Origin of the sequence: Gordonia oleivorans (assembly GCF_040044975.1) — a bacterium.
In the GTDB taxonomy this organism is placed as follows: Bacteria; Actinomycetota; Actinomycetes; order Mycobacteriales; family Mycobacteriaceae; genus Gordonia; species Gordonia oleivorans.
The window spans coordinates 80,806-103,368 of record NZ_JBDZDI010000018.1 but is presented as its reverse complement, the minus strand read 5'-3'; the positions used below and the strand labels follow the sequence as shown (position 1 = coordinate 103,368).

The 22,563-nt window shown below is 67.2% G+C and carries 18 protein-coding genes, 1 tRNA gene and 1 pseudogene; 13 read left to right on the top strand and 7 right to left on the bottom strand.

The window, feature by feature from the left end; translation table 11 throughout:
• Positions 1–114 precede the first annotated feature (114 nt).
• The 3 genes from fdh to nrfD are packed head-to-tail and all read left to right on the top strand — an operon-like array spanning position 115 to position 5,503.
• Positions 115–3,399 (top strand): formate dehydrogenase, encoded by a 3,285-nt coding sequence (gene fdh, locus ABLE92_RS20495; protein ID WP_348806636.1) that lies wholly within the window; start codon positions 115–117, stop codon positions 3,397–3,399.
• A complete protein-coding gene (locus ABLE92_RS20490; protein WP_348806635.1) occupies positions 3,400–4,398 on the top strand; it encodes a 4Fe-4S dicluster domain-containing protein in 999 nt (332 codons plus the stop codon).
• Position 4,399: 1 nt separating this feature from the next.
• Complete coding sequence (nrfD, locus tag ABLE92_RS20485; RefSeq protein ID WP_348806634.1) at positions 4,400–5,503, top strand: NrfD/PsrC family molybdoenzyme membrane anchor subunit; 1,104 nt, start codon at positions 4,400–4,402, stop codon at positions 5,501–5,503.
• A gap of 75 nt (positions 5,504–5,578) precedes the next feature.
• Here the strand turns inward: nrfD and ABLE92_RS20480 are convergent.
• The 3 genes and pseudogenes from ABLE92_RS20480 to ABLE92_RS20470 form a co-directional block, all read right to left on the bottom strand.
• Positions 5,579–6,091, bottom strand: a pseudogene (locus ABLE92_RS20480) (GGDEF domain-containing protein); the annotation flags it as partial.
• A gap of 615 nt (positions 6,092–6,706) precedes the next feature.
• Positions 6,707–7,705 carry a selenide, water dikinase SelD gene (gene selD / locus ABLE92_RS20475; protein WP_348806633.1) on the bottom strand — a complete coding sequence of 333 codons (999 nt, stop codon included), beginning with the start codon at positions 7,703–7,705 and terminating at the stop codon, positions 6,707–6,709.
• A gap of 476 nt (positions 7,706–8,181) precedes the next feature.
• Positions 8,182–8,358: a hypothetical protein gene (locus ABLE92_RS20470; protein ID WP_348806632.1), complete on the bottom strand. Its 177-nt coding sequence runs from the start codon at positions 8,356–8,358 to the stop codon at positions 8,182–8,184.
• Positions 8,359–8,360: 2 nt separating this feature from the next.
• On the opposite strand from ABLE92_RS20470, the gene ABLE92_RS20465 reads away from it, so the two are divergent.
• The 6 genes from ABLE92_RS20465 to ABLE92_RS20440 all read left to right on the top strand — a co-directional run bounded on the left by ABLE92_RS20465 (position 8,361) and on the right by ABLE92_RS20440 (position 15,803).
• A complete protein-coding gene (locus tag ABLE92_RS20465) occupies positions 8,361–9,350 on the top strand; it encodes an HNH endonuclease (RefSeq protein WP_348806631.1) in 990 nt (329 codons plus the stop codon).
• A 591-nt stretch (positions 9,351–9,941) separates the two neighbouring features.
• Positions 9,942–10,037, top strand: a tRNA-Sec gene (locus tag ABLE92_RS20460).
• A gap of 16 nt (positions 10,038–10,053) precedes the next feature.
• Complete coding sequence (gene selA, locus ABLE92_RS20455; RefSeq protein ID WP_348806630.1) at positions 10,054–11,385, top strand: L-seryl-tRNA(Sec) selenium transferase; 1,332 nt, start codon at positions 10,054–10,056, stop codon at positions 11,383–11,385.
• Positions 11,385–13,190, top strand: a complete 1,806-nt coding sequence (gene selB / locus ABLE92_RS20450; RefSeq protein WP_348806629.1) for a selenocysteine-specific translation elongation factor — start codon at positions 11,385–11,387, stop codon at positions 13,188–13,190. The genes selA and selB overlap by 1 nt, the downstream gene beginning before the upstream one ends.
• Positions 13,191–13,270: 80 nt before the next feature.
• Positions 13,271–14,665 (top strand): DNA repair protein RadA, encoded by a 1,395-nt coding sequence (gene radA, locus ABLE92_RS20445; RefSeq protein ID WP_348806628.1) that lies wholly within the window; start codon positions 13,271–13,273, stop codon positions 14,663–14,665.
• Positions 14,666–14,834: 169 nt separating this feature from the next.
• Positions 14,835–15,803 carry an alpha/beta hydrolase-fold protein gene (locus ABLE92_RS20440; RefSeq protein WP_348806627.1) on the top strand — a complete coding sequence of 323 codons (969 nt, stop codon included), beginning with the start codon at positions 14,835–14,837 and terminating at the stop codon, positions 15,801–15,803.
• 22 nt (positions 15,804–15,825) lie between these two features.
• Here the strand turns inward: ABLE92_RS20440 and ABLE92_RS20435 are convergent, their stop codons facing one another.
• Positions 15,826–16,377, bottom strand: a complete 552-nt coding sequence (locus ABLE92_RS20435) for a PaaI family thioesterase (RefSeq protein ID WP_348806646.1) — start codon at positions 16,375–16,377, stop codon at positions 15,826–15,828.
• A 110-nt stretch (positions 16,378–16,487) separates the two neighbouring features.
• Here ABLE92_RS20435 and disA point away from each other — a divergent pair, with 110 nt between their 5' ends.
• Positions 16,488–17,600 (top strand): DNA integrity scanning diadenylate cyclase DisA, encoded by a 1,113-nt coding sequence (gene disA, locus ABLE92_RS20430; protein ID WP_348806626.1) that lies wholly within the window; start codon positions 16,488–16,490, stop codon positions 17,598–17,600.
• Positions 17,601–17,622: 22 nt separating this feature from the next.
• Here the strand turns inward: disA and ABLE92_RS20425 are convergent, their stop codons facing one another.
• Both ABLE92_RS20425 and ABLE92_RS20420 read right to left on the bottom strand, forming a co-directional pair.
• Positions 17,623–18,393, bottom strand: coding sequence for a hypothetical protein (locus tag ABLE92_RS20425; protein ID WP_348806625.1), 771 nt, complete (start codon positions 18,391–18,393; stop codon positions 17,623–17,625).
• Between the two features lie 120 nt (positions 18,394–18,513).
• Positions 18,514–19,191 (bottom strand): carbonic anhydrase, encoded by a 678-nt coding sequence (locus tag ABLE92_RS20420; protein WP_348806624.1) that lies wholly within the window; start codon positions 19,189–19,191, stop codon positions 18,514–18,516.
• Between ABLE92_RS20420 and ABLE92_RS20415 the strand changes: the two genes are divergently transcribed.
• Both ABLE92_RS20415 and ABLE92_RS20410 read left to right on the top strand, forming a co-directional pair.
• A complete protein-coding gene (locus ABLE92_RS20415) occupies positions 19,190–20,092 on the top strand; it encodes an HhH-GPD family protein (RefSeq protein WP_348806623.1) in 903 nt (300 codons plus the stop codon). The two genes, ABLE92_RS20420 and ABLE92_RS20415, sit on opposite strands and share 2 nt — an antisense overlap.
• A gap of 91 nt (positions 20,093–20,183) precedes the next feature.
• A complete protein-coding gene (locus tag ABLE92_RS20410; protein ID WP_348806622.1) occupies positions 20,184–21,242 on the top strand; it encodes a DUF2189 domain-containing protein in 1,059 nt (352 codons plus the stop codon).
• A gap of 50 nt (positions 21,243–21,292) precedes the next feature.
• Here ABLE92_RS20410 and ABLE92_RS20405 read toward each other — a convergent pair whose 3' ends face one another.
• Positions 21,293–22,087 carry an alpha/beta fold hydrolase gene (locus tag ABLE92_RS20405; RefSeq protein WP_496560831.1) on the bottom strand — a complete coding sequence of 265 codons (795 nt, stop codon included), beginning with the start codon at positions 22,085–22,087 and terminating at the stop codon, positions 21,293–21,295.
• 157 nt (positions 22,088–22,244) lie between these two features.
• Here ABLE92_RS20405 and mhuD point away from each other — a divergent pair, with 157 nt between their 5' ends.
• Complete coding sequence (mhuD, locus tag ABLE92_RS20400) at positions 22,245–22,553, top strand: mycobilin-forming heme oxygenase MhuD (protein WP_348806621.1); 309 nt, start codon at positions 22,245–22,247, stop codon at positions 22,551–22,553.
• The last annotated feature ends 10 nt before the right edge of the window (positions 22,554–22,563 follow it).

Sequence of the window (22,563 nt, the reverse complement as noted above, 5' to 3'; positions counted from 1 at the left end):
ACGGCATCTGACCGTGTCACCTCGAACGCTAGAGACTTCTCGATCCGGGCACATGCCCCATCTCTTGGGGGCATGACCGGCCATCACGGGCACGGTCGGGTCTAGACTCGCCTCGTGCCCTCCTTCAGCCCACTGGAGTGGCCGGTCTTCCGGCAATTGCGCTCCGGCGACACGTTCGGCCGTGGTCCGGCCGTGCAGTCGGCGCGTACCCGTGCGGTGGTGCCGCGGACCGCGACGGCCGACGCCGTGGTGCAGAGTGTCTGCCCGTTCTGCGCCGTCGGTTGCGGACAGAAGGTGTACGTCAAGGACGGGCGCGTCACCCAGATCGAGGGTGATCCGGACTCCCCCATCTCGCGCGGCCGACTGTGTCCCAAGGGTGCGTCCAGCGAGCAACTCGTCAACAACCCGTTGCGGCAGAAGAAGATCCGTTACCGCGCGCCGTATGCCACCGAATGGACCGACCTCGATCTGGACACCGCGATCGACATGATCGCCGACCGGTTCGTCGAATCACGACGCCGCACCTGGCAGGACGTCGACGATCAGGGCCGAATCCTGCGACGCACCATGGGAATTGCCTCCCTGGGTGGCGCAACCCTCGACAATGAAGAGAACTACCTGATCAAGAAGCTCTTCACCGCGGCCGGCGCCATCCAGATCGAGAATCAGGCGCGCATATGACACTCCGCCACCGTTCCCAGTTTGGGAGCCTCATTTGGACGCGGCGGCGCCACGCAATCACTGCAGGACATGGCCAATGCCGATTGCATCGTGCTCATCGGCGGCAACATGGCCGAGGCACATCCGGTCGGATTCCAGTGGGTGGTGGAGGCACGCTCGCGGGGAGCGCGTGTCATTCACGTCGACCCGCGGTTCACCCGGACCTCGGCCAACGCCGACAAGCACATCTCGATCCGCGTCGGCTCTGATGTGGTGCTGCTCGGCGGACTGATCAACTACATGATCACCCACGAGCGATACTTCCGGGATTACGTTGTCGCGTATACGAATGCGGCGACGCTGGTCTCACCGGAGTTCCGCGACACCGAGGATCTCGACGGCCTGTTCTCCGGGTTCGATCCCGAGTCCGGCAGCTATGACCAATCGACATGGGCCTATGACCGTGCCGAGAGCGGTGACGACACCGCCGATTCCGGGTCCGACGGTTCCGCACCCACCGAAGGTGAACGCGGCGTGGGTGAGTCGCATGGTTCGGGTGGTCCCGCCCTCGATCCGTCGGGCATCTATCGGGACGAGACGCTCACCCATCCGCGGTCGGTGTTCCAGATCCTCAAGCGCCATTTCGCCCGCTACACACCGGAGATGGTGCGCGACATGTGCGGCATCTCCGTCGAGGAGTTCACCTATCTCGCCGAGTCGATCGCGGACAACTCGGGCCGTGAACGCACCACCTGTTTCGGGTATGCGACCGGCTGGACGCAGCACACGCTGGGCGCCCAATTCATCCGCACCGCAGCGGTTCTGCAGTTGCTGATGGGCAACGTCGGGCGGCCGGGCAGCGGCATCATGGCGTTGCGCGGGCATGCCAGCATCCAGGGTTCCACCGACATCCCGACATTGTTCAATCTGCTGCCGGGATATCTGCCGATGCCGTCGGTCGGCAAGCACGACACCTTCGGCGACTACCTCGACGCCGTCGGATCGCCGCATCAGAAGGGGTATTGGGCCTACGCCGACACGTATATGGTGAGCCTGCTCAAGGCGTGGTTCGGAGATGCCGCGACCGCCGAGAACGATTGGGCCTTCGACTATCTGCCGCGGCTGAACGGGCCGGCCGGGACGTATCAGACGACGGTCGCCATGCTCGACGGCACGGTCGAGGGGTACTTCGTACTGGGCCAGAATCCGGCGGTCGGGTCGGCCAACGGACGCCAGCAACGCCTCGCCATGTCCAAACTGAAGTGGCTGGTGGTCCGCGACCTCAACATGATCGAGTCGGCCACCTGGTGGAAGGAGGGCCCCGAGATCGACTCGGGTGAACTGCGTTCCACCGACATCGGCACCGAGGTCTTCTTCATGCCGGCCGCCACGCACGTCGAGAAGGCCGGATCGTTCACCCAGACCCAGCGCATGGTGCAGTGGCGCCATCAGGCGGTCACACCTCCCGGTCAGGCGCAGAGCGAACTGGACTTCTTCTACGAGCTGGGCAAGAGGATTCGGGAACGACTGGCCGACTCCACCGACGAGCGCGACCGTCCGCTGCTGGACATGACGTGGGACTATCCGCTCGACGAGCACGGCAATCCCGAACCGGAGTCGGTGCTCTCGGAGATCAACGGCTACTTCACTTCCGGGCCGGAGCAGGGAACCAATCTCACCTCGTACACGCAGATGCGTGCCGACGGGACCACGGCGGGTGGCTGCTGGATCTACACCGGCGTGTATGCGCACGCCACCAATCAGGCCGCGAGACGGGTTCCGCAGGGCGGGGATTCGGTGAGTCAGCACGAATGGGGATGGGTGTGGCCGGCAGATCGGCGCATCCTCTACAACCGGGCATCGGCCGATCCCGACGGCAAGCCGTGGAGTGAACGCAAACGCTACCTCTGGTGGGATGCGCGGACGCGCCGCTGGGTGGGCGACGACGTCCCGGACTTCCCGGTCGAAAAGGCCCCCGATGACCGTCCCGACCCGGAACTCGGTGGCGCCGAGGGACTCTCCGGTGTCGATCCGTTCATCATGCAATCCGACGGTAAGGCATGGCTGTTCGCACCGAAGGGCCTGGTCGACGGCCCGTTGCCGGCGCACTACGAGCCGCAGGAGTCACCGGTGGCCAACGCGTTGTATCCGCAGCAGCAGGCACCCGCGCGGGTGATCTTCGCGCGCACCGACAATCTGGACGCACCGAGCGCCGGTGCCCCCGGCAGCGAGGTGTATCCGTTCGTGTTCACCACCTACCGGCTCACCGAACATCACACCGCGGGCGGGATGAGCCGCTGGTCGCCGTTCCTGGCGGAGTTGCAGCCGGAGATGTTCTGCGAGGTGTCACCGGAACTCGCCGCCGAACGCGGACTGGTCAACGAGGGTTGGGCGACCATCATCTCGCCGCGGGCGGCCATCGAGGCGCGGGTCCTGGTGACCGACCGGCTCACACCGCTGCGGATCAACGGCCGCGACGTCCACCAGGTCGGCCTGCCCTATCACTGGGGCGTGGGCTCGGATGCTGTGGTCAGCGGTGACGCCGCCAACGATCTGATCGGTGTCACACTGGATCCCAACGTCCAGATCCAGGAATCCAAGGTGGGGTCCTGCGATGTGGTCGCCGGTCGGCGGCCACGCGGGCAGGCACTGCTGGATCTGGTGGCGGAGTATCAGCGTCGTTCGGGGACGACGGTCGAGACCGACAACGTCCGGCTCACCGAGCGGGAGGAGGAGTAGATGGGGCAGCTGTCCGGGCCCACCGATCCGAGTGGCGACGCGCACTGGGGCGATCGCGAACGTCCCCGCAAGGGATTCTTCACCGACACGTCGATCTGCATCGGCTGCAAGGCATGTGAGGTGGCCTGCAAGGAGTGGAACCGCAATCCCCGCGACGGCGACCTCGAGCTGACCGGCATGTCCTATGACAACACCGTTGCCCTGGGCGCGAGCACGTGGCGGCATGTCGCGTTCATCGAGCAGGATCGCGAACGCATCGAGACCGCCCGCGAATCCGGCAGGCAGCTCACCGATCTCGGGATGCCGATGCCTCCTCAGACGGCGCCGGCTCCGCCCGAGGCGCCCGCCGCCGTCACTCCCGACACCCCCGAGTTCCGGTGGCTGATGTCGTCGGATGTGTGCAAACACTGTACGCACGCAGGATGTCTGGACGTCTGCCCGACCGGGGCACTGTTCCGTACCGAGTTCGGCACGGTGGTGGTGCAGCACGACGTGTGCAACGGATGCGGCACCTGCGTGGCGGGTTGCCCGTTCGGGGTGGTGGAGCGACGCGCCGACGGCACCGCCGCCCCCACCACCCGACAGGGTGAACGCAAGGGCGAACAACCCGAGGTGCCCAGACGTGGTGTGGCACAGAAGTGCACGCTCTGCTACGACCGCCTCGTCGACGACGAGACCCCGGCCTGCGCCAAGACCTGCCCGACCACGTCGATCAAATTCGGCGATCACGACGATCTCGTCGAGAACGCCCACGAGCGCGTCGCACAGTTGCACGCCCAGGGGATGACCGAGGCACGGCTGTACGGCGCCAACGAGAACGACGGTGTCGGCGGCACCGGTTCGGTGTTCCTGCTGCTCGACGAACCCGAGGTGTACGGCCTGCCACCGGACCCCCGGGTGTGTACCGCCGATCTGCCGAGCATGTACCGCCGCGCCGGTGTCGCCGCGGCCGGAATGCTTGCGGCAGCGACCATCTCGTTCCTGACCGGTCGACGGTGACATGACCTCCGACTACGACGCCACCCGCCCGCCGGAACCGTCGCGAAAGAGGCGCCGCGGCAAACGAATCGGCGCCCTGCGCCGCCCATGCCGTGCCGATGGCAGCGCCGAGATGTCCATGGTTCCCGACGTGGAGGTCGAGAAGCTCTCCGGCGCCGGTTATTACGGCCACCCGGTGGTCAAGCCACCACCATGGGGTGACGAAATCGCGCTCTATCTCTTCCTCGGCGGAGTCGCCGGCGGTTCCGGTGTCCTCGCCGCGGGTGCCCAGCTGACCGGACGGGACGCGTTGCGGCGCAACACACGATTGGGTGGTCTCGCGGCCGTCGGCGTGGGTGCGGTCGCCCTTGTCGCCGATCTGGGCCGCCCCGATCGCTTCTACAACATGCTGCGCACCTTCAAGGTCACCTCACCGATGAGTGTGGGGTCGTGGATTCTGTCTGCCTTCTCCGGCGCACTCGGCGTGGCCGCGGTCGCCGACATCGACCGCCTCACCGGTGAACGGCTCCCGTTGGGGCCGTTACGATCTGTGCTGCGCACTGTCGAAGCTCCAGCCGGGTTGGCCGCAGGTGGCGTCGGACCACTCCTCGCGGTGTACACGGCGGTGCTGCTCGGCGACACGGCGACGCCGACCTGGAATGCGATGCACCGCGACCTGCCATTCGTCTTCGTCAGCTCGGCGAGTCTCGCCGCGAGCGGTTTGGCGATGGTGACCACACCGGTCGGCGAGGCAGCACCCGCACGTGTCCTCGCAGCACTCGGTGCCGCCGGCGATGTGGCGGCCACCCGGATCATGGAGTCGCGGATGGATTCCGTTGCGGCCGAACCGTTGCACCACGGGACGCCGGGCACGCTGATGCGCTGGGCCGAGCGTCTCGCCGTCGTCGGTGGGATCGGCGCGATGGTGTCGGGCCGCTCACGCATCCTGTCCGCGGCGTCGGGAATGACGCTTTTGGCGGCGTCGGCGTGTACCCGGTTCGGGGTCTTTCACGCCGGTATCGAGTCCGCCAAGGATCCCCGGTACACCATCATCCCGCAGAAGCGGCATCTCGCCGCCCGTCGTGCCGCCGGGATCGTCGACGACTCCATCACCACCGGGTACTGATTCCTGGGGCAGCACCCAGACCGGGGCGAGATCGTCGACACTGGTGCGCTGGTCCCCTTCTGCGGCAACCTGGTTGCCGCCCCGGGTCTTTGCGCGATACATGGCCCGGTCTGCCGTACTGATCAGCTCCTCCAGGTCCCAGCATTCGGTCACGGTCGTGACGCTCACGCCGATGCTGACGGTGACCGGGGGTGAGATGTGATCGGCGATCACCGCGCAGAGATCGGTTGCGACGGCGCGTGCCGAGTCGAGACCGGTGTCGATGACCATGACGAATTCCTCGCCGCCGGTGCGCGCACTGATCACGTTCAGGTTCTGCGACTTGAGTTTTGCGGCGAGATCGGCGATGCGGTTGGCGACCTGCACCAGCACCGTGTCGCCGACGGCGTGACCGTAGGTGTCGTTGATGGACTTGAAATCATCGATGTCGACGAGAACGGCGGTCATGTGGCGGCCGGGCTTGGCGGATGCTTCGGCAAATGTGGTGAGCCCCCGACGGTTGGCCAGTCGGGTGAGCGGATCATCGTGTGCCACCAGGGCATCGGAGCCGAGCAGCGAGAAGACGTAGTGACAGACCGGGAAGACCATCAGGACCAGAACCATCGGTCCGGCGCCCTTGGAGATCGCCAAGGCGGCCTGGTCTGTTCCACCGGCCGCCAGCCGCACGGTGAGAATGAGAATCACCGTCGCCGCGACCAGTGCGTGAGCGAGATGCGTGGTGGGATTGCAGTAGAAGGTGATGAACACGCTGATCAGGAGCAGCAGGGCGGTTCCGGCCAGTCCCACCGCGGCCGACGGATGATCGAGACAGGCCGCCGAGATCCCCGCGGTGCTCACCAGTGCGGCCACCGTTGCGCCGCCACTGCCGGGCAGCGGCATGATCCACAGCCGCAGCGCGTAGAGGACGGCAGCGACCGCACTGACGACCATCGCCGTGCGCACCGGTGCGGTGAACTCGTTCGGCGGCGAGAGCGCCGCCGTCGCCGAGGTCAGCGCCAGCGTCCCGGCACCGATCGACAAGATGACACGCTGCATGGTCGACTTCCCCCGGCGGACGAAGAACGGAACCCCCCATTCCACTTCGCCCCGGCGAAAGAACCACGCGGCAAGACCCGGCACACTGTCGGGCATCAAAGTCCCCCTCTACGCCCGCGTGAATTTGTGTCGGGAGTATAGCGAATTCGGACACCGACTCGCTATGCCCTACCGCACGACGATGCCGGGGGCGCCGACGATCTCGCCGATCACCGGGTACCCCGGTACCTCCCCGACGAGGAGGAGCCCACCGGAGGTCTGGGCGTCGGCGAGAAACAGGAGATCCTGCTCGTCGATACCTGCGCCTGTTTCCAGATGGGGGCGGACCCAGTCGAGGTTGCGTCGGGTGCCGCCGGAGACGAATCCCTCATGCAGCGCGTCGAGGGCGCCGTCGACGGCCGGGACCGCCTGACGCTCGATGATCGCGCCCACACCCGAGGCGCGGTCGAGCTTGTGGAGATGTCCGAGCAATCCGAAGCCGGTGACATCGGTGCCGGCTCGGATCCCGGCGGCCAGGGCGGCCTCCGACGCCGGGCCGTTGAGTGTGGTCATCACCTCGACCGCGGCATCGAAGGTCTCGCCGGTCTGCTTGTGCCGGTTGTTCAGGAGGCCGACCCCGATCGGTTTGGTGAGGGTGAGGGGCAGTCCGGCGACCGCCGCGTCGTTGCGGATCAACCGGTCCGGGTGGGCGGTCCCGGTGACGGCCATCCCGTACTTGGGTTCGGGATCGTCGATGCTGTGGCCACCGATCACCGGACAGCCCGCACGACCCGCGACGTCGAGTCCGCCGCGCAACACCTCGGTCATCAGTTCCATGGGCAGGACATCGCGGGGCCAGCCGACGAGATTGATCGCCACGACGGGCTGTCCACCCATGGCGTAGATGTCGGACAACGCATTGGCCGCCGCGATCGCACCCCAGGTATACGCATCGTCGACGACGGGCGTGAAGAAATCGGCGGTCGACAGAACCGCGAGGTCATCACGCACCCGCACGGCCGCGGCATCATCACCGTCGTCGAGTCCGACGAGGATGTTGCCGCCGCTCTGTCCGGTCAACCCCGCGACCGCCTGCTCGAGCTCCCCCGGCGGGATCTTGCAGGCGCATCCCCCACCGTGCGCAAATCCGGTCAGTCGCAAGGTCCGCGGGTCATCGATGGCACTCATGCCTCCGATGGTATGCGCCGCAAACTCTGTTGCACCGTCGATTCACGCCCACCATCCCACCGACAGCGCTCTGCACTTTGTTGACAGCGCTCTCCTCGTCATTGACAGCGCTCGCAATTCCGTTGACAGCGCTCTCAATTCCGTTGACATCGCTCATATTACGGTCGAGCCGACCTCATCCCGCCGGTCGAGCCGACCCCAAAACCGCCGGTCGAGCCGACCCGGAGCGATAGCGCAGGGTCGAGTCGAGACCACGCAACATGACGCTGGAACCGCCACCACCACAACACCTCCCGCGAAAACGACGCCCCATACCACACCCCACCGACAAGAAAACCTCGCCGACAACACGTTATCCACAGACCAAAAGTTATGCACAGCAACAGGATTGGAGAAACTCACCCTTGCGCCGACCGCGAATCCGGCGTAATGTGGTGCACATGACATCGGGGGAACTTGACACCACCATCGACTTCTTATCCGAACTCGACTACACCAACGGCAGCCTCACCCGCGACGACGCAAAGCACGCACTGCACACCATCCTGCTGATCCGCAATCTGGTCGATCACCACGCGAGTGTGCTTGTCGGACTCTGTGATCACCTCAAGGTCGCAGAGAAGGAAGGCCGCAAACTGCAGGAACTCCTGCACGAGTGGGGTGTCGCGCCGGCCTCGGCGTCCCGCATGATCCGCCTGGGCACCACACCCGACATCGAGCGCGTACACCGCCACACCTCACTGGGCACACTCTCGGCCGAACACGCCGACGCCATCGTCCGAGGATTGACGCACATCGAGAAACGATCCGGCGAGCGTGTCACCGCCGAGGAACGCGACGCGCACAGCATCGCCCTGCTCGGCACGCCACCGCCGGGTTCACACCCGCCGAAATCCGTGACTACGCCAAGAGTCGCGGCAATCAGCAGGCCGACGACACCGACGGACTCCCCGCGGGCGAAGACCGCAGTATCAACACGCTGGACTTCCACGATTCCGTTGATGGACGCCTCACGGTCACCGCCGATCTGCATGCCGTGCTCGGGGAGAAGTTGAGGACGGCGATCGAAGTGCTGTCGGCGCCACGACCCCAACCCGACGGATCCCGCGATCCACGCTCCGCAGGTCAGATGCGTGCCGACGCCCTCGAGGTCATCCTCGACACCGCCGCCCGCGCTGCCGCAGGCGAACACAGCGACGACGGACCGCGCATGCCCACCGAACTGGTCAACCTCACCATCCCCACCGGCACACCATCATTGGCGTCGTTGCAGTTCATGGGATCGGTCACCGAAGCCACCGCCCGAAAACTCTGCTGCGACGCCACCGTCGGCGTCATGATCGTCAGCAAAGACGAAGTACCACTGTCACTCGGACGGACCATCCGACTGTTCAACCGGGCCCAACGACGAGCCCTGGCGCACCGCGACAAAGGGTGCATCAAGTGTGGAGCGCCGCCCTCACGGACCCAGGCGCACCATATCGACCACTGGATCGACGGCGGCGAAACCTGTTTGGAGAACGGCGCTTTGCTCTGCACGGCCTGTCATGACGACGTCCACCATAACGGATGGGACGTCGTCATGGGAGCCGACCACCACCCCTGGTTGATCCCACCGGAAACGGTTGACCCACAACGCCGATAGTTGCGGTCCTATCACCGCAGGACCATGACGTTGGATGGATTGCCGGGTGTGGCATGACAATTCGATCTACAGCCTTGCCTTGCGGAGTCTCCTTGCGTTGAGCTCCGTCGAAACGACACGGACTCCGTTTCGACGGAGCTCAACGCGGCGGCTAGCGCTCCTCACCGGCTCGACCGGCGGGCAATGGGGCTCGCCCGCCGGGGTAAGCGCTCGGCCAGCGGGGTAAGGGGTCGACCAGCGAGATAAGCCCTCGGCCCGCAGGGTAAGCGCTCGTCCGGCGAGATAAGGGCTCGACCAGCCGTAAGTGGCCGGCGACAACACAACAACAACAGTTCCTGAATCGAGAGGTTGTGCACCAGCCTCGCCTCACGTGACCTCGACAAGCTCGGCCCGGCGGATACGCCCTCGTTCCTCGGGTTACTCGACCAGCGGGAGGGTTCCTTGAAAATTCCAGAGTGAATCGCCCATTGGGTGTCGCGTGCTCGACGGCCTCGTGCTCGACCGCTTTGCCGAGGTACGCAGCATGCGACACCCGAACCCGCCCGGGTTTGTCGACCGCACCGGCACAATGGCCTAAGTTGGGTACGGCATGGAGGCGTCAGGGTTCCTGGTGGTCCCCCCGGTCTTCAAAACCGGTGAGGTCGAGTATCTCGGTCTGGCGGGTTCGATTCCCGTCCGCCTCCGCCACGACCAAGGAGGTTCGGTGACGGCTGCAGATCCGCGTCGGCAGATCCCACGCACCGATCAGCTGCTGGCCGAACCGAGTGTCGTCGATGCCCGGAAACGTCTGGGTGACAACGTCATCCGAGACGTCGTCCGCGACGCACAGGACGCCGCCCGACGAGGCGAGATCGCCCCCACCGAGGTGGCGGAGGTGGTATCCCACAACCTGGCGGTCCGACACCCGCACAGTCTTCGACCCGTCCTGAACGCCACCGGTGTCATCGTGCACACGAACCTCGGCCGTGCGCCACTGTCACCGGCCGCCCTCGACGCGGTGATCGCCGCCGGCGGATACGTCGACGTGGAGTTGGATCTGAACACCGGCACCCGGTCACGACGCGGTACCGCTACCCGCCAGGCACTTCTCGACGCGTGTCCCGCCGCGGGTGACGCCCTCGTCGTCAACAACGGCGCCGCCGCACTCCTGCTGACCACCACCGCATTGGCCATCGGCCGCGAAGTGGTGATCAGCCGCGGCGAGATGATCGAGATCGGCGCCGGATTCCGGCTCACCGACCTCATGGTGTCCACCGGCGCCCGCCTCCGCGAGATCGGCACCACCAACCGCACCCACCTACGGGACTACGCCGACGCCATCGGCCCCGACACCGGATGCGTACTGAAGGTGCACCCCAGCAACTTTCGGGTCCACGGGTTCACCAGCGAGGTCGGACTCACCGAACTCCGCGGCCTGTGCACCGAACGCGGCATCCCGCTCGTCGTCGATCTGGGCAGCGGACTCCTGCAACCCGACGAGACGCTGCCCGACGAGCCGGACGCGACGACGGCGCTCAACGCGGGCGCCGATCTCGTGATCGCCAGCGGTGACAAGCTTCTCGGCGGACCACAAGCCGGAATCATGCTCGGCGACGCGGACCTGATCGCCCGCCTGTCCCGGCATCCACTGGCACGGGCGGTACGGACCGACAAGCTCACTCTCGCGGCACTGGAGGCCACCCTCAACGGCGCAACCCCACCGGTCGCCGCCTACCTGCACGCCGACCCGGTGCGCCTACGTGCCCGCACCGAACGACTGGCCGCCGAACTGAACGTGCCGGTCGTCCCCCACGATGGCCGCGTCGGAGGTGGCGGTGCGCCCGGAGTTCCGTTGCCGGGCTGGGCACTTCAACTTCCGGAGTCAGCCGCCGCGCGCCTGCGCAGCGGCGAACCCGCGGTACTCCCCCGCGTCCACGACGGCGCAAGCCTCATCGACCTCCGATGCATTCCGGAATCCGATGACGACATCGTCCTGGCCGCGGTCCGCGCCGCCACCGCATCCCCGTCCGGCGCCGCACCCACGCCGGGTACATAGTGTTCGTCGTCGCGACCGCCGGACATGTCGATCACGGCAAGAGCCGCCTGGTTCACGCCCTCACCGGGATGGAACCCGACCGCTGGGAGGAGGAACGTCGGCGCGGGCTCACCATCGACCTCGGATTCGCCTGGACCACATTGCCTTCCGGAGCCGACGTGGCATTCGTCGACGTCCCCGGCCACCAGCGATTCCTCGGTAACATGCTGGCCGGACTCGGTGCCGCACCCGTCGTGATGTTCATCGTCGCCGCCGATCAGGGTTGGCAGGCCCAATCCGACGATCACCGGGACGCGATCGCCGCGCTCGGGATCGACCGGGGCGTCATCGTCATCACCCGGTCCGACCTCGCCCCCGACGATCGGATCACCCAGACCATCACCGACACCCTTACCGGACTCTCCTCGACCGGACTGGCCACCGCACCCGTGGTGATCACCTCGGCGGCAACCGCGACCGGTTTGGACGACCTGCGTGCCGCACTCGACACCGTTCTCGCCGAAGGCCCGTCACCGTCACCGTCGGCACCCACCAGACTCTGGGTCGATCGGTCGTTCACGATCGGCGGTTCCGGCACCGTCGTCACCGGAACCCTTTCCGCCGGAACCATTCACACCGGTGATCGCCTCGAACTGTCCACGGCCCACCGAACCCGGACCGTCACCGTCCGCGGCCTGCAGAGCGAGGGACACCCACGCAACGAGATCGGCCCGACCCGCCGAACGGCGGTCAACCTGCGTGGCGTCCACACCGACGACGTCGCACGCGGTGATGTGCTGCTCACCCCCGACGACTGGCGACACACCGCCATCGTCGACATCGCAAGGGTCAGCGGCGACGACTTCACCAGTGTCCCAGAATATCTCGTCGTCCACATCGGCACCTCCGCGCAACCGGCCCGTCTCCGGCCCTTCGACGCCGACCACGCCCGGCTGTATCTCGACCATGCGCTCCCCCTGATCGTCCGCGACCGAATGGTGTTGCGCGATCCCGGAACCCGGATCGTGGGTGGTGCACGCATCCTCGACGCCGATCCGCCGGATCTGCGCCGCCGCGGCGACGGCACCAGGCGCGCAACCCAATTGGCATCCATGCAGTCGGTCCCCAGCGTGGAAGCCGAGGTGTCCCGACGGGGCGTCGTCCGCGTCGATCACCTCCGACGTCTCGGCCTCATCGGGACCGACGACACGTCGGACGATCCGCCACCGGAATCGGTACGTGCCATCGGAGGCTGGTGGGCCGACGCCACCGCTCTCGACGACTGGGCACGCCGCCTGCGCACCGCGGTCGACGCGACCCACCGCGACGACCCGCTGTCGCCCGGCCTGTCGCGCGCCTCGGTCCCCACGCTCCTCGGCATCCCCGACGACGCCGAACTCGTCGACGCGGTGATCGCCCAGTCCGGTGTCGATCACCAGAACGCGCACCTCACGGCCCGGGAACGCATCGCGAACCTCGGACCGGCCGAGGACGCCGTCGCCGCACTGGAACGGCGACTGGCCGCCGATCCGTTCGCCGCACCCGAGGCCGATGATCTCGCCGCCCTCGGCCTCGGCGATCGGGAACTCGCCGCCGCCGAACGCGCCCGCCGGCTACTGCGCCTCGGTGCCGGCGTCGTCCTGGCGCCCACGGCCCCGGCTCTGGCGATGCGCACCCTGGTCACCCTTGAGCAGCCGTTCACCACCAGCGCCGCCCGCCGTGCCCTCCACACCACCCGACGGGTCGTCATCCCGCTGCTCGAGCACCTCGACGCCCGCGGCTGGACGCGCCGCATCGACGCCGGCCACCGCGAAGTGATCCGTTGACGGCGGGCGGACCTCGGCCTGTCCACAGCCGCCACCGCGCCTGAGCCGAGTTGTCGGAGGTCGACCGTAGTCTGATCCCCGTGGCTAAATCCAAGTCGGTTTTCCGGTGCAATGAGTGCGGCTACCAGGCACCCAAGTGGCTCGGGCGATGCCCCGAATGCCATGCCTGGGGCGCACTCAACGAGGTCACCACCATCACGTCGGCGGGCGGCGCCACGACGGCGACCATCACCCCGACCAGCCCGGCCGTCCCGATCACCGCGGTCGACGCGGCGACCTCCTCGGCCGTCCCCACCGGGATCGGCGAGTTCGACCGCGTCCTGGGTCGCGGCGTGGTGCCGGGCTCGGTGATCCTGCTGGCCGGTGAGCCCGGCGTCGGCAAGTCGACGCTGCTGCTCGAGACGGTCAAGCACTGGGCGCAGTCGGGTCGGCGCGCGCTGTACATCACCGGTGAGGAATCCGCGGGTCAGGTCCGGATGCGCGCCGAACGCACCGACGCCGTACACGAGAACATTTATCTCGCAGCCGAATCCGATCTCGCCACGATTCTCGGACATGTCGATGCCGTCAATCCGTCACTGATGATCGTCGACTCGGTGCAGACGGTCGTGGCCTCCGGGGCCGACGGCGTGACCGGCGGGGTCACCCAGATCCGCGCGGTCACCACCGCGCTGGTGTCGTTGGCCAAGAACCGCGGCATCGCGGTCATCCTCGTCGGGCACGTCACCAAGGACGGCGCCGTCGCCGGCCCGCGGTCGCTCGAGCATCTCGTCGACGTGGTGTTGTCCTTCGAGGGCGATCGGCACTCGTCGTTGCGGATGGTGCGTGGCATCAAGAACCGATTCGGTGCGGCCGACGAGGTCGGCTGCTTCGAGCAACGCGACGACGGCATCCATCAGGTCACCGACCCGTCCGGCATCTTCGTCCACCATCACGCCGCCGACGTGAGCGGTTCGGCGACGTTGATCACGATGGACGGCAAACGTGCCCTCGCCGGTGAGATCCAGGCGTTGACCACCCCGACCACGATGGCCACCCCGCGTCGCGCCGTGTCGGGGCTAGATTCACCGCGTGTGGCGATGGTCCTCGCGGTCCTGCAGAGCCGGATGAGGATCGAGGCGATCGGCAAGAGTGAGGCCTATGTGTCCACCGTCGGCGGGATGCGGGTGACCGAACCCGCCGCGGATCTGGCGATCGCGCTCGCCCTGTTCTCCGCCCTGCAGAACAAGGCGATCCCGCGGAGCACCGCGGTCATCGGTGAGGTCGGCCTGGCCGGCGAGGTGCGGCGGGTGTCGGCGGTCGCGCGCCGGGTCGCCGAGGCCAAACGCCTCGGATTCGGACACGTCCTCATCCCGTCCGGCACCGACGAGAAACTGCCGAAGGGAATTCGCGTCACACGCGTCGCGAACCTGGCGGAGGCCACCGGGAAGGCATTTACCGCGTCGACCCTGCAGGTTGTGGAGGCGCCGTTCTGAGCGGCTCATGTGATCCGGCCCACGGTGAGACCGATTGGTGCCGAATGCACGCTTCGCACGGGTAACGATCCGGCAACAGGTGGCGTAGGGTATCGGCGTCGGGGGCCGGGTACGCGGCTTCATCACTTCGCCGGAAATGAGTCGCATGTTGCCGAGGTCTGGCCACGTCATGGGCGTGCGCCGTCTGATGTTCACCGTGATCGCCACCATCCTCACCGTCGCCGCACTGCTGGCAGGTGCGGCCACCGCCACCGCCTGGGGGCCACCCGCGGCGAAGGTGAAGGGCTTCATCAACGAGAAGATCAACAACTACGGCATGGACGACCCGGTGTGGGTGCGTGCCTGGCCGTCGCAGACCACCGCGCCGGCCAACGCCCCGACCGTCATCTTCCTCGACGGCCTGCGCGCCACGAATGACTACAACGGTTGGGAACGCGAGACCAACGTCGCGTACCTGTCGCAGCACGGCTACAACGTCGTCATGCCGATCGGCGGGCAGTCGTCGTTCTACGCCGACTGGAATGCCCCGAGCACCAGCGCCGGTCAGGTCAACCCGTACCGCTGGGAATCGGTCCTGAAGAACAGCCTTCCCCAATTCCTGGACAAGCACGCCTTCCACAACCGCACCCTGGTCGGCCTGTCGATGTCGGCGAGCCAGGCGGTGATGATCGGTAACCAGCGACGCGACCTGTATTCGCGGGTCGTGTCGATGTCGGGATTCATGAACATCGTCGCCACCGGCATGCAGACGATGATGCGTCTGGCCGCGTGGGACGCCGGTCGGTACAACCTCAACGACATGTGGGGCTGGTTCCCGAATCTGCAGGCCTTCAACAAGTCCCCCATCGAGAACCTGCCGTGGATGAGTGGACTGCACCTGTGGATGTATGCGGGCACCGGCATCTGGGGTGACCATCAGCCGGCCGGCGCCAACAATGCCGACTTCCTGTTCACCGGTTTCAACTCGACGGCGATCGAGGCCCTCGCCGGCGAGCAGAGCCGTTCGTTCGCGCTTCTCGCGCCCGCATTCGGGGTCAAGCTGCGTACCGACTTCCCGATCACCGGCACCCACGCCTGGGGCTACTGGCAGCAGGGCATCTGGAACATCGAACGCGCCGGATGGTTCAAGAACGGCTGATGACGATCACCGGTGGCGTCCGTCAGGGACGGGACAGACGCTGTCGGTATTCGTCGGCCATCTGACTGTTGTCCAGATGGTCGGCGAAGTGCTCCCGGGGATTGATGGTCACGAAGATCGAATTCCCTATCGCCACAACAGAATCCGGATCACCGAGATGTGCGCTGGCCGCAACATAGACCTTGCGGCGCTGCCGGCCGAGCAGGCGGGCACTCAGGTGCAGGGTCGAGCCGATCGGTATCGGCGCGATGAAGTCGACCTCGAGGTGCACGGTGACCGCCGACGGCCCGACGAGCAGCGGGGCGGTTCCCATCACCTCGTCGAAGGCGGTGGACAGCACGCCGCCGTGGATGACGCCGGGACCACCTTCCATCCACGGCTCGACCACCATCTCGGTTTCGACCGAGAAACCGTCTGCGACGTCCGCGGGCCCGGCTCGCACCACCAGGTGCAGACCGCGCGGAGCGTCCTCACCGCAGCCGAGACACATCGGGTTGTGCATCCGGATGGGTTGGCCCGGCCCGGCAGCCTTCGGATGCCGCTGCATCGGTTCGAGATCGTCGGGTATCGCCATGCCGCGCGCAGGCGCCGGTCCAGATGGGGTGCTCACGCAGCGTTACCCTAGGCCATGTCACCACTCGCAGTGTCACGGGTGGATCCGCATGATCGAGAGGATGCACCAGCATGGTCGACGGAGTCAGGTCCGATCACGGCCGCCCCGACGGCGGACGATCGGAACTGTTGAAGGCGACGTTGGCCCGCGTCGCCCCCGGCACCGGTCTGCGCGATGGTCTCGAACGCATCCTGCGCGGCGGCACCGGCGCCCTGATCGTGCTCGGTCACGACTCCGACGTGGAACGCATCTGCGACGGCGGCTTCCACCTCGATGTCGAGTTCGCGCCGACCCGCCTGCGGGAGCTGGCCAAGATGGACGGTGCGGTGGTCCTGTCCACCGACGGCAAACACATCGTGCGTGCCAACGTGCAGCTGGTGCCCGACCCGTCGATCCCCACCGAGGAGTCCGGGACCCGGCACCGCGCCGCCGAACGCACCGCCATCCAGACCGGTCATCCGGTCATCTCGGTGAGTGCGTCGATGTCGATCGTCAGTGTCTACGCCGACGGGGTGCGGCGTGTGGTGGAGAGCCCGGACCCGATCCTGTCGCGCGCCAACGTGGCCCTGTCGACCCTCGAGCGTTACAAGGCCCGCCTCGACGAGGTGATCTCCGCGCTCGGGCGTGCCGAGATCGAGGATTACGTGCTGCTGCGCGACGCCATGTCGACGGCCCAGCGGATGGAGATGGTGCGTCGCGTGGGCGTGGAGATCGAGGAGTACGTCCTCGAACTCGGCGTCAACGGCCGCCAGGTGAGCCTGCAACTCGAGGAACTGATCGCGGAGAACGACGCCGTGCGCGAATTGCTGGTCCGCGACTACTACGCCAGCCCCGAACCCGCGACCACCGAAGAGGTGCACAGCACCCTCGAGACCATCGAAGCGTTGTCGGACGCCGATCTCCTCGACCTCACCCTGCTCGCCGGCGCGTTCGGTTACCCGACGACCATCGAGGCGCAGGACACCGCGATGAGTCCGCGCGGGTACCGCATGCTCGCCCGGATCTCACGGTTGCAGTTCGCCCATGTGGACCGTCTGGTGCGCAGTTTCGGCACCCTGCAGGCGCTGCTGGCGTCGTCGGCGGCGGACCTGCAGGCGGTCGAGGGCATCGGCAGCATCTGGGCCCGCCACATCCGCGAGGGATTGTCGCGGCTGGCCGAGTCGAGTATCGAGCGGTACGACTAGACCCTGTGACGACCGGGCAGTGTTACGGCGTCGCCGGCGCCACGAAGTTGAAGGTCACCGGCTCGGATTCGCGTTCACCGATCTTGCCGATCGCCTGGTAGGAACCGGCGGGAACCGGCTCGCGCGGCGTCTTGCAGCCGGGGGTACTGGTGGTGCCCGACCAGGTGATGGTGTCCTTCACCTGCTGCTGCGGCTGCAGGACCACGTTGTTGACGGTGTTGATCGGTGAGCAGTCGCGCGCCGACCACAGCGTCCGGGTTCCGTCGAGGGTGCGGACGACGACGTTCTGCGCGGCCTTGCCGACGTCACGTGTGCAGGCACTGAGGCCGGCGTTGGTGGTGACCAGGGTGAAGACCGGCTGACTGTTGGTGGTGTAGGTCGAATTGTCGGTGTAGAGGACCACCGCGATGCTGTTGTCCGGGCACAGCGGGACGCCCGCGTCTCCGGCGACCGGGGTGGCACCGGGCGTCGACGGCGCGGCCTCGCCGGATGGCGCCGCGCTGCTCTCCGAGGCACCGGCAGCACCGGCGTCACCACCTCCGCCACCGCCCCCGACCCCACCGCCGGACGGTGCCTGAGACGGGTCGACGGATTCGTTGGTGGTGGCCGTCGACGGTGTCGTCGACGACGGGGTTCCGGTGGCAGCGGTGTTGGAGGTGTCGTCACTTCCGCCGCTCTGCGTCCACACGACCAGCCCGATCACCAGGGCCACGATGGCAACCAGCACTCCACCGGCGACAATGCGTCGTCGCCAATAGATTTCTGGTGGGAGCGGGCCCTGCGGTTCGATCACGCCACAACGCTAACGGCGATTCGGACAGGTCCCGGCGACCACGCGCGGCGTGTCGCATGAATTTGTGTGACGTGTGAGGTATCGGGCCCAATGCCTATGCAGGTCTGAGCCGGTCCGACCTCAGGCGGATTCGGCCTCCGGGAGGGCGGCCGGCTTGACCACCGTCGGGACGACCACGTCGGCCGACCCGATGTCGCCGTACACGCCGCGCAGCTGCACGGCACCCTCGCTCAGTGCGTAGGTCAGGCCCACGATCGCGAGTTTTCCGGCGGCCACGCGGTCGGCGATGATGCGGCTGCGCTGCATCAGCAGCTGCCCGGTCTCCACGACGTGTCGGGCCTCGAACTCGTCGACGCGGGTCAGTCCCTCGCTGCGGCCGGCCAGGATGCTGGGGGTGACGCGTTCGACGACATCGCGGATGTATCCACCCGGAATCTGCAGTTCATCGAGGGCGTCGAGGGTGGCCTTGACCGCACCGCAGCTGTCGTGGCCGAGGATCACGATCAGTGGTACCTCGAGGACCTCGGCGGCGTACTCCAGCGAGCCGAGCACCGCCGAGTCGAGGACGTGACCGGCGGTGCGCACCACGAACATGTCGCCGAGTCCCTGATCGAAGATGATCTCGGCGGCCAGTCGGGAATCCGCGCAACCGAAGAGCACGACGTGCGGATGCTGGCCGGCGACGAGACGATGCCGGTCCTCGATACCCTGACTGGGATGTTGCGATTCACCGGCGACGAAACGCCTGTTGCCCTCAAGCAGAACCTGCCATGCGCGTTTGGGGGTCAGTCCGATCATGGGGACTAGTCTGCCACCGTCGGCCGTGTTGGGTTGGTTCGACCGCAATGAACGCGATCTGCCATGGCGCGCGGGCGGGCTCTCCGGGTGGCAGATCCTGATCAGCGAGATCATGCTGCAGCAGACCCCGGTGTCGCGGGTTGTCGGGCCGTGGACGGAGTGGGTGCAGCGGTGGCCGACCCCGTCGGCGATGGCGACGTCGAGTCCCGCCGACGTTTTGCGGGCCTGGGGCAAACTCGGATATCCGCGCCGCGCCCTGCGCCTGCACGAGTGCGCCAAGGTGCTCGCCGCCGATCACAACGACCGCGTTCCCGACGACGTGACGACGATGCTCACTCTGCCCGGCATCGGCGACTACACCGCGCGGGCCGTCGCGTGTTTTGCCTACGGACAGTCCGTGCCGGTCGTCGACACCAACGTGCGGCGGGTGATCGCACGCGCGGTGCATGGCCGCGCCGAACCGGGCAACGCGTCCAAGCGCGATCTCGCCGACGCCGAAGCGCTGCTTCCGCGCTCCGCCGACGGCTCGTATGCGCGCAGCGCGCCACGGTACTCGGCCGCGCTGATGGAACTCGGTGCGCTGGTGTGTACCGCCCGCAATCCCCGCTGTGATGACTGCCCGGTGACCTCGTGTACCTGGGTCGGGCTCGGTCGCCCGGCCCACACCGGGCCGAAGAAACGAGTCCAGAAGTTCACCGGGACCGACCGGCAGGTGCGGGGATTGCTGCTGGATGTGTTGCGCGACAATCACATTCCGGTGGATCGGGCGCGGTTGGACGCAGTCTGGACCACCGATCACGGCCAGCGTGACCGCGCCCTGGATTCCCTGTTGACCGACGGTCTGGTGGAACTGACCCGCGACGGACGATACTGCCTGGCCGGCGACGGTGACGCAGGCTGACGGTGACGCAGGTCGGTCGGCCCGTATACGCACCGATGACATCGGTGTGGACACACTTCTCTTACGGTGCCGGTATTGCTAGCTTTTTCGCATGACAGAACCGCCCAATCAGGGTCCCGACTTCAACAAGCCGCCAACACCCGGGCAGACTCCGCCGCCCGCCAATCCCGATCCGTACGGGCAGACCCAGTACGGGGCGCCCGGTCAGCAGCCCCCGGGATACGGCCAGCAGCCACCGTCCTATGGGCAGCAGCCACCGTCCTATGGGCAGCAGCCGCCCAGTTATGGCCAGCCACCGACGGGTCAGCAGCCCCCGGCATATGGGCAGCAGCCGGGCGGATACGGCCAGCCACCCACCGGCGGTCAGCCGCCGTCGTACGGTCAGCCCGCGCCGGGCTACGGCCAGCCCGCCGGGGCACCGGGCGCGCCGGTTGCCGGTCCGCCGCAGCAGGTGAACATCGGCGAGGCGCTGAGCTGGGCGTGGGCTCAGTTCAAGGCCAACCCGGGACCGATGATCGTGCCAAGCCTGCTTGCCGTTCTGGTCTTCGCCATCGCCGCCGGGCTGTACTGGGCCGTACTGGCCATCTTCGGTACGACCACCACGACCACGGTCTCCGGCCAGTACGGGTACAGCTACGAGGTGTCATCCGGAATCGGTGCCGGCGGCACTATCGTGAGCATTCTGTTGTACTTCGTGGTGCTCGTCGCGATCATTTATCTCTCCGCCGGCATGATCACCGGTGCACTCCGCGTCGCCGACGGCCAGCCGGTGTCTGTGGGAACCTTCCTGAAGCCGGAGCGTCTCGGTGTGGTCATCGGCACCGCGATCCTCGTCGGCCTGATCACCGCGATCGGCATCGTGCTGTGCATCGTCCCGGGACTGATCGCGATCTTCCTGCTGCAGTTCTCGCTCTTCTTCGTCATCGACAAGCGACTCTCACCGGTCGAGGCGATGAAGGCGTCCAGCGAACTGGCCCGGTCGTCGGTGTCCAATTCGCTTCTGACGCTGGTGGTCTCGTACGCGCTGTCCTATGTCGGCGCCCTCCTCTGCTACGTCGGCCTGATCGTGACCTGGCCGCTGGGTCAGCTCTTCTACGCCCACTGCTACCGGCGCCTGTCCGGCGGCTACGTGGCACCCGCCCCGCAGTAGTCACCCACCCCGACAAAGTCACCGACCCCGACGACCGACGCCCCCGACCGCTACCCCCGCGTGAACGGCAATCCCGACAGGAATGCCTCGACCGCACCCCGGTAGAAGTCGGGGGCGTCGTCGTGTACCAGGTGCCCTGCTCCCGCCGCGGCGATGTGGGTCGCGGAGTCGTTGACCGAGGCCATCTTTCGCATCTGTCCCGGCGGGGTGACACCGTTGCCGGCTTCGATCAGCAGCGTCGGCACGCCGACGGCCCGCCACTGCGACCAGAAGTCCCGCTGTCCCCATTCCTCGGCGATGGCCGCCCAGACCTCGAGGTCGCCGTGCAGCCGGCCGTCGTCGAAGGCGTCGTAGAAGTAGCGTCCGGCGACCGGGCCGAACAGGGCCACCGCGACCCGTTCGTCGTCGAACCGCTCCGGCCACGAGTCGAACCACGGCGTCCAGTTGGCGGTGGTGCGGCCCCGGAAGTCCGGCGCCATGTCCTCGATGACGAGCGCGGAGATCAGTTCCGGGTAGGCGGCCGCGGTGCACCAGCCGTGCAGGCCACCCATCGAATGCCCGATGACGACGGCCGGCCCGAGGTCGATCCAGGTGAGGATCTCGGCCAGATCGGCGACGAAACGTTCGGTGGAGATGTTCGGGTCGGCCGGGGCGTCGCGGCCGGTGTGAAATGCGGCGTCGAAGGTGAACACCCGGCCGTACCGGCGCAGCCACGGGATCTGACGACGCCACGTGCGGCCGCGGCCCATCAGGCCGTGCACCAGGACGATGGGACCGACGCCCACGTCCGGATCGTCCACGCCGAGCCCACCATGATCGAGTAAGCCCAGGTCGGCGGCGGGAATCGGCACGCACCGAGGTTACCCGGGTGGTCCGCAGCGGCCCGCAACGCCACTCCGGGGCCGCGCGGTGGCGCGTGTTTCCCCGGATTGCAGAACCCGGCAACCACACGAGCGACCCAAGGCCCTGTCGGCCCGCGCGCCGGCTGATTAGGGTTGACGCATGGCAGTAGTGAAGATCAACGCAATCCATGTCCCCGAAGGCTCCGGCGAAGAACTCGAGAAGCGTTTCGCCCACCGCGCCCACTCGGTCGACGGCTCCAAGGGCTTCCTCGGATTCCAGTTGCTGCGTCCGGTCAAGGGCGACGACCGATACTTCGTGGTGACGCAATGGGAGTCCGACGAGGACTTCCAGGCGTGGGCCGCCGGACCGGCCCGCGAGGCCCATGCCGGTGAACGCGCCAAGCCGGTCGCCACCGGCGCGGATCTCCTCGAGTTCGAGGTCGTCCTCGACGCCAAGCCCAGCTCCTGAGCATCCTCAG

Excerpts from the sequence above, each read along its gene's own strand:
- ABLE92_RS20490 (WP_348806635.1), top strand. The coding sequence starts at position 3,400 with ATGGGGCAGCTGTCCGGGCCCACCGATCCGAGTGGCGACGCGCACTGG.
- nrfD (WP_348806634.1), top strand. The coding sequence starts at position 4,400 with ATGACCTCCGACTACGACGCCACCCGCCCGCCGGAACCGTCGCGAAAG.
- selD (WP_348806633.1), bottom strand. The coding sequence starts at position 7,705 with ATGAGTGCCATCGATGACCCGCGGACCTTGCGACTGACCGGATTTGCG.
- ABLE92_RS20440 (WP_348806627.1), top strand. The coding sequence starts at position 14,835 with ATGGGCGTGCGCCGTCTGATGTTCACCGTGATCGCCACCATCCTCACC.
- ABLE92_RS20435 (WP_348806646.1), bottom strand. The coding sequence starts at position 16,377 with ATGGCGATACCCGACGATCTCGAACCGATGCAGCGGCATCCGAAGGCT.
- disA (WP_348806626.1), top strand. The coding sequence starts at position 16,488 with ATGGTCGACGGAGTCAGGTCCGATCACGGCCGCCCCGACGGCGGACGA.
- ABLE92_RS20415 (WP_348806623.1), top strand. The coding sequence starts at position 19,190 with ATGGGGACTAGTCTGCCACCGTCGGCCGTGTTGGGTTGGTTCGACCGC.
- ABLE92_RS20420 (WP_348806624.1), bottom strand. The coding sequence starts at position 19,191 with ATGATCGGACTGACCCCCAAACGCGCATGGCAGGTTCTGCTTGAGGGC.
- ABLE92_RS20410 (WP_348806622.1), top strand. The coding sequence starts at position 20,184 with ATGACAGAACCGCCCAATCAGGGTCCCGACTTCAACAAGCCGCCAACA.
- mhuD (WP_348806621.1), top strand. The coding sequence starts at position 22,245 with ATGGCAGTAGTGAAGATCAACGCAATCCATGTCCCCGAAGGCTCCGGC.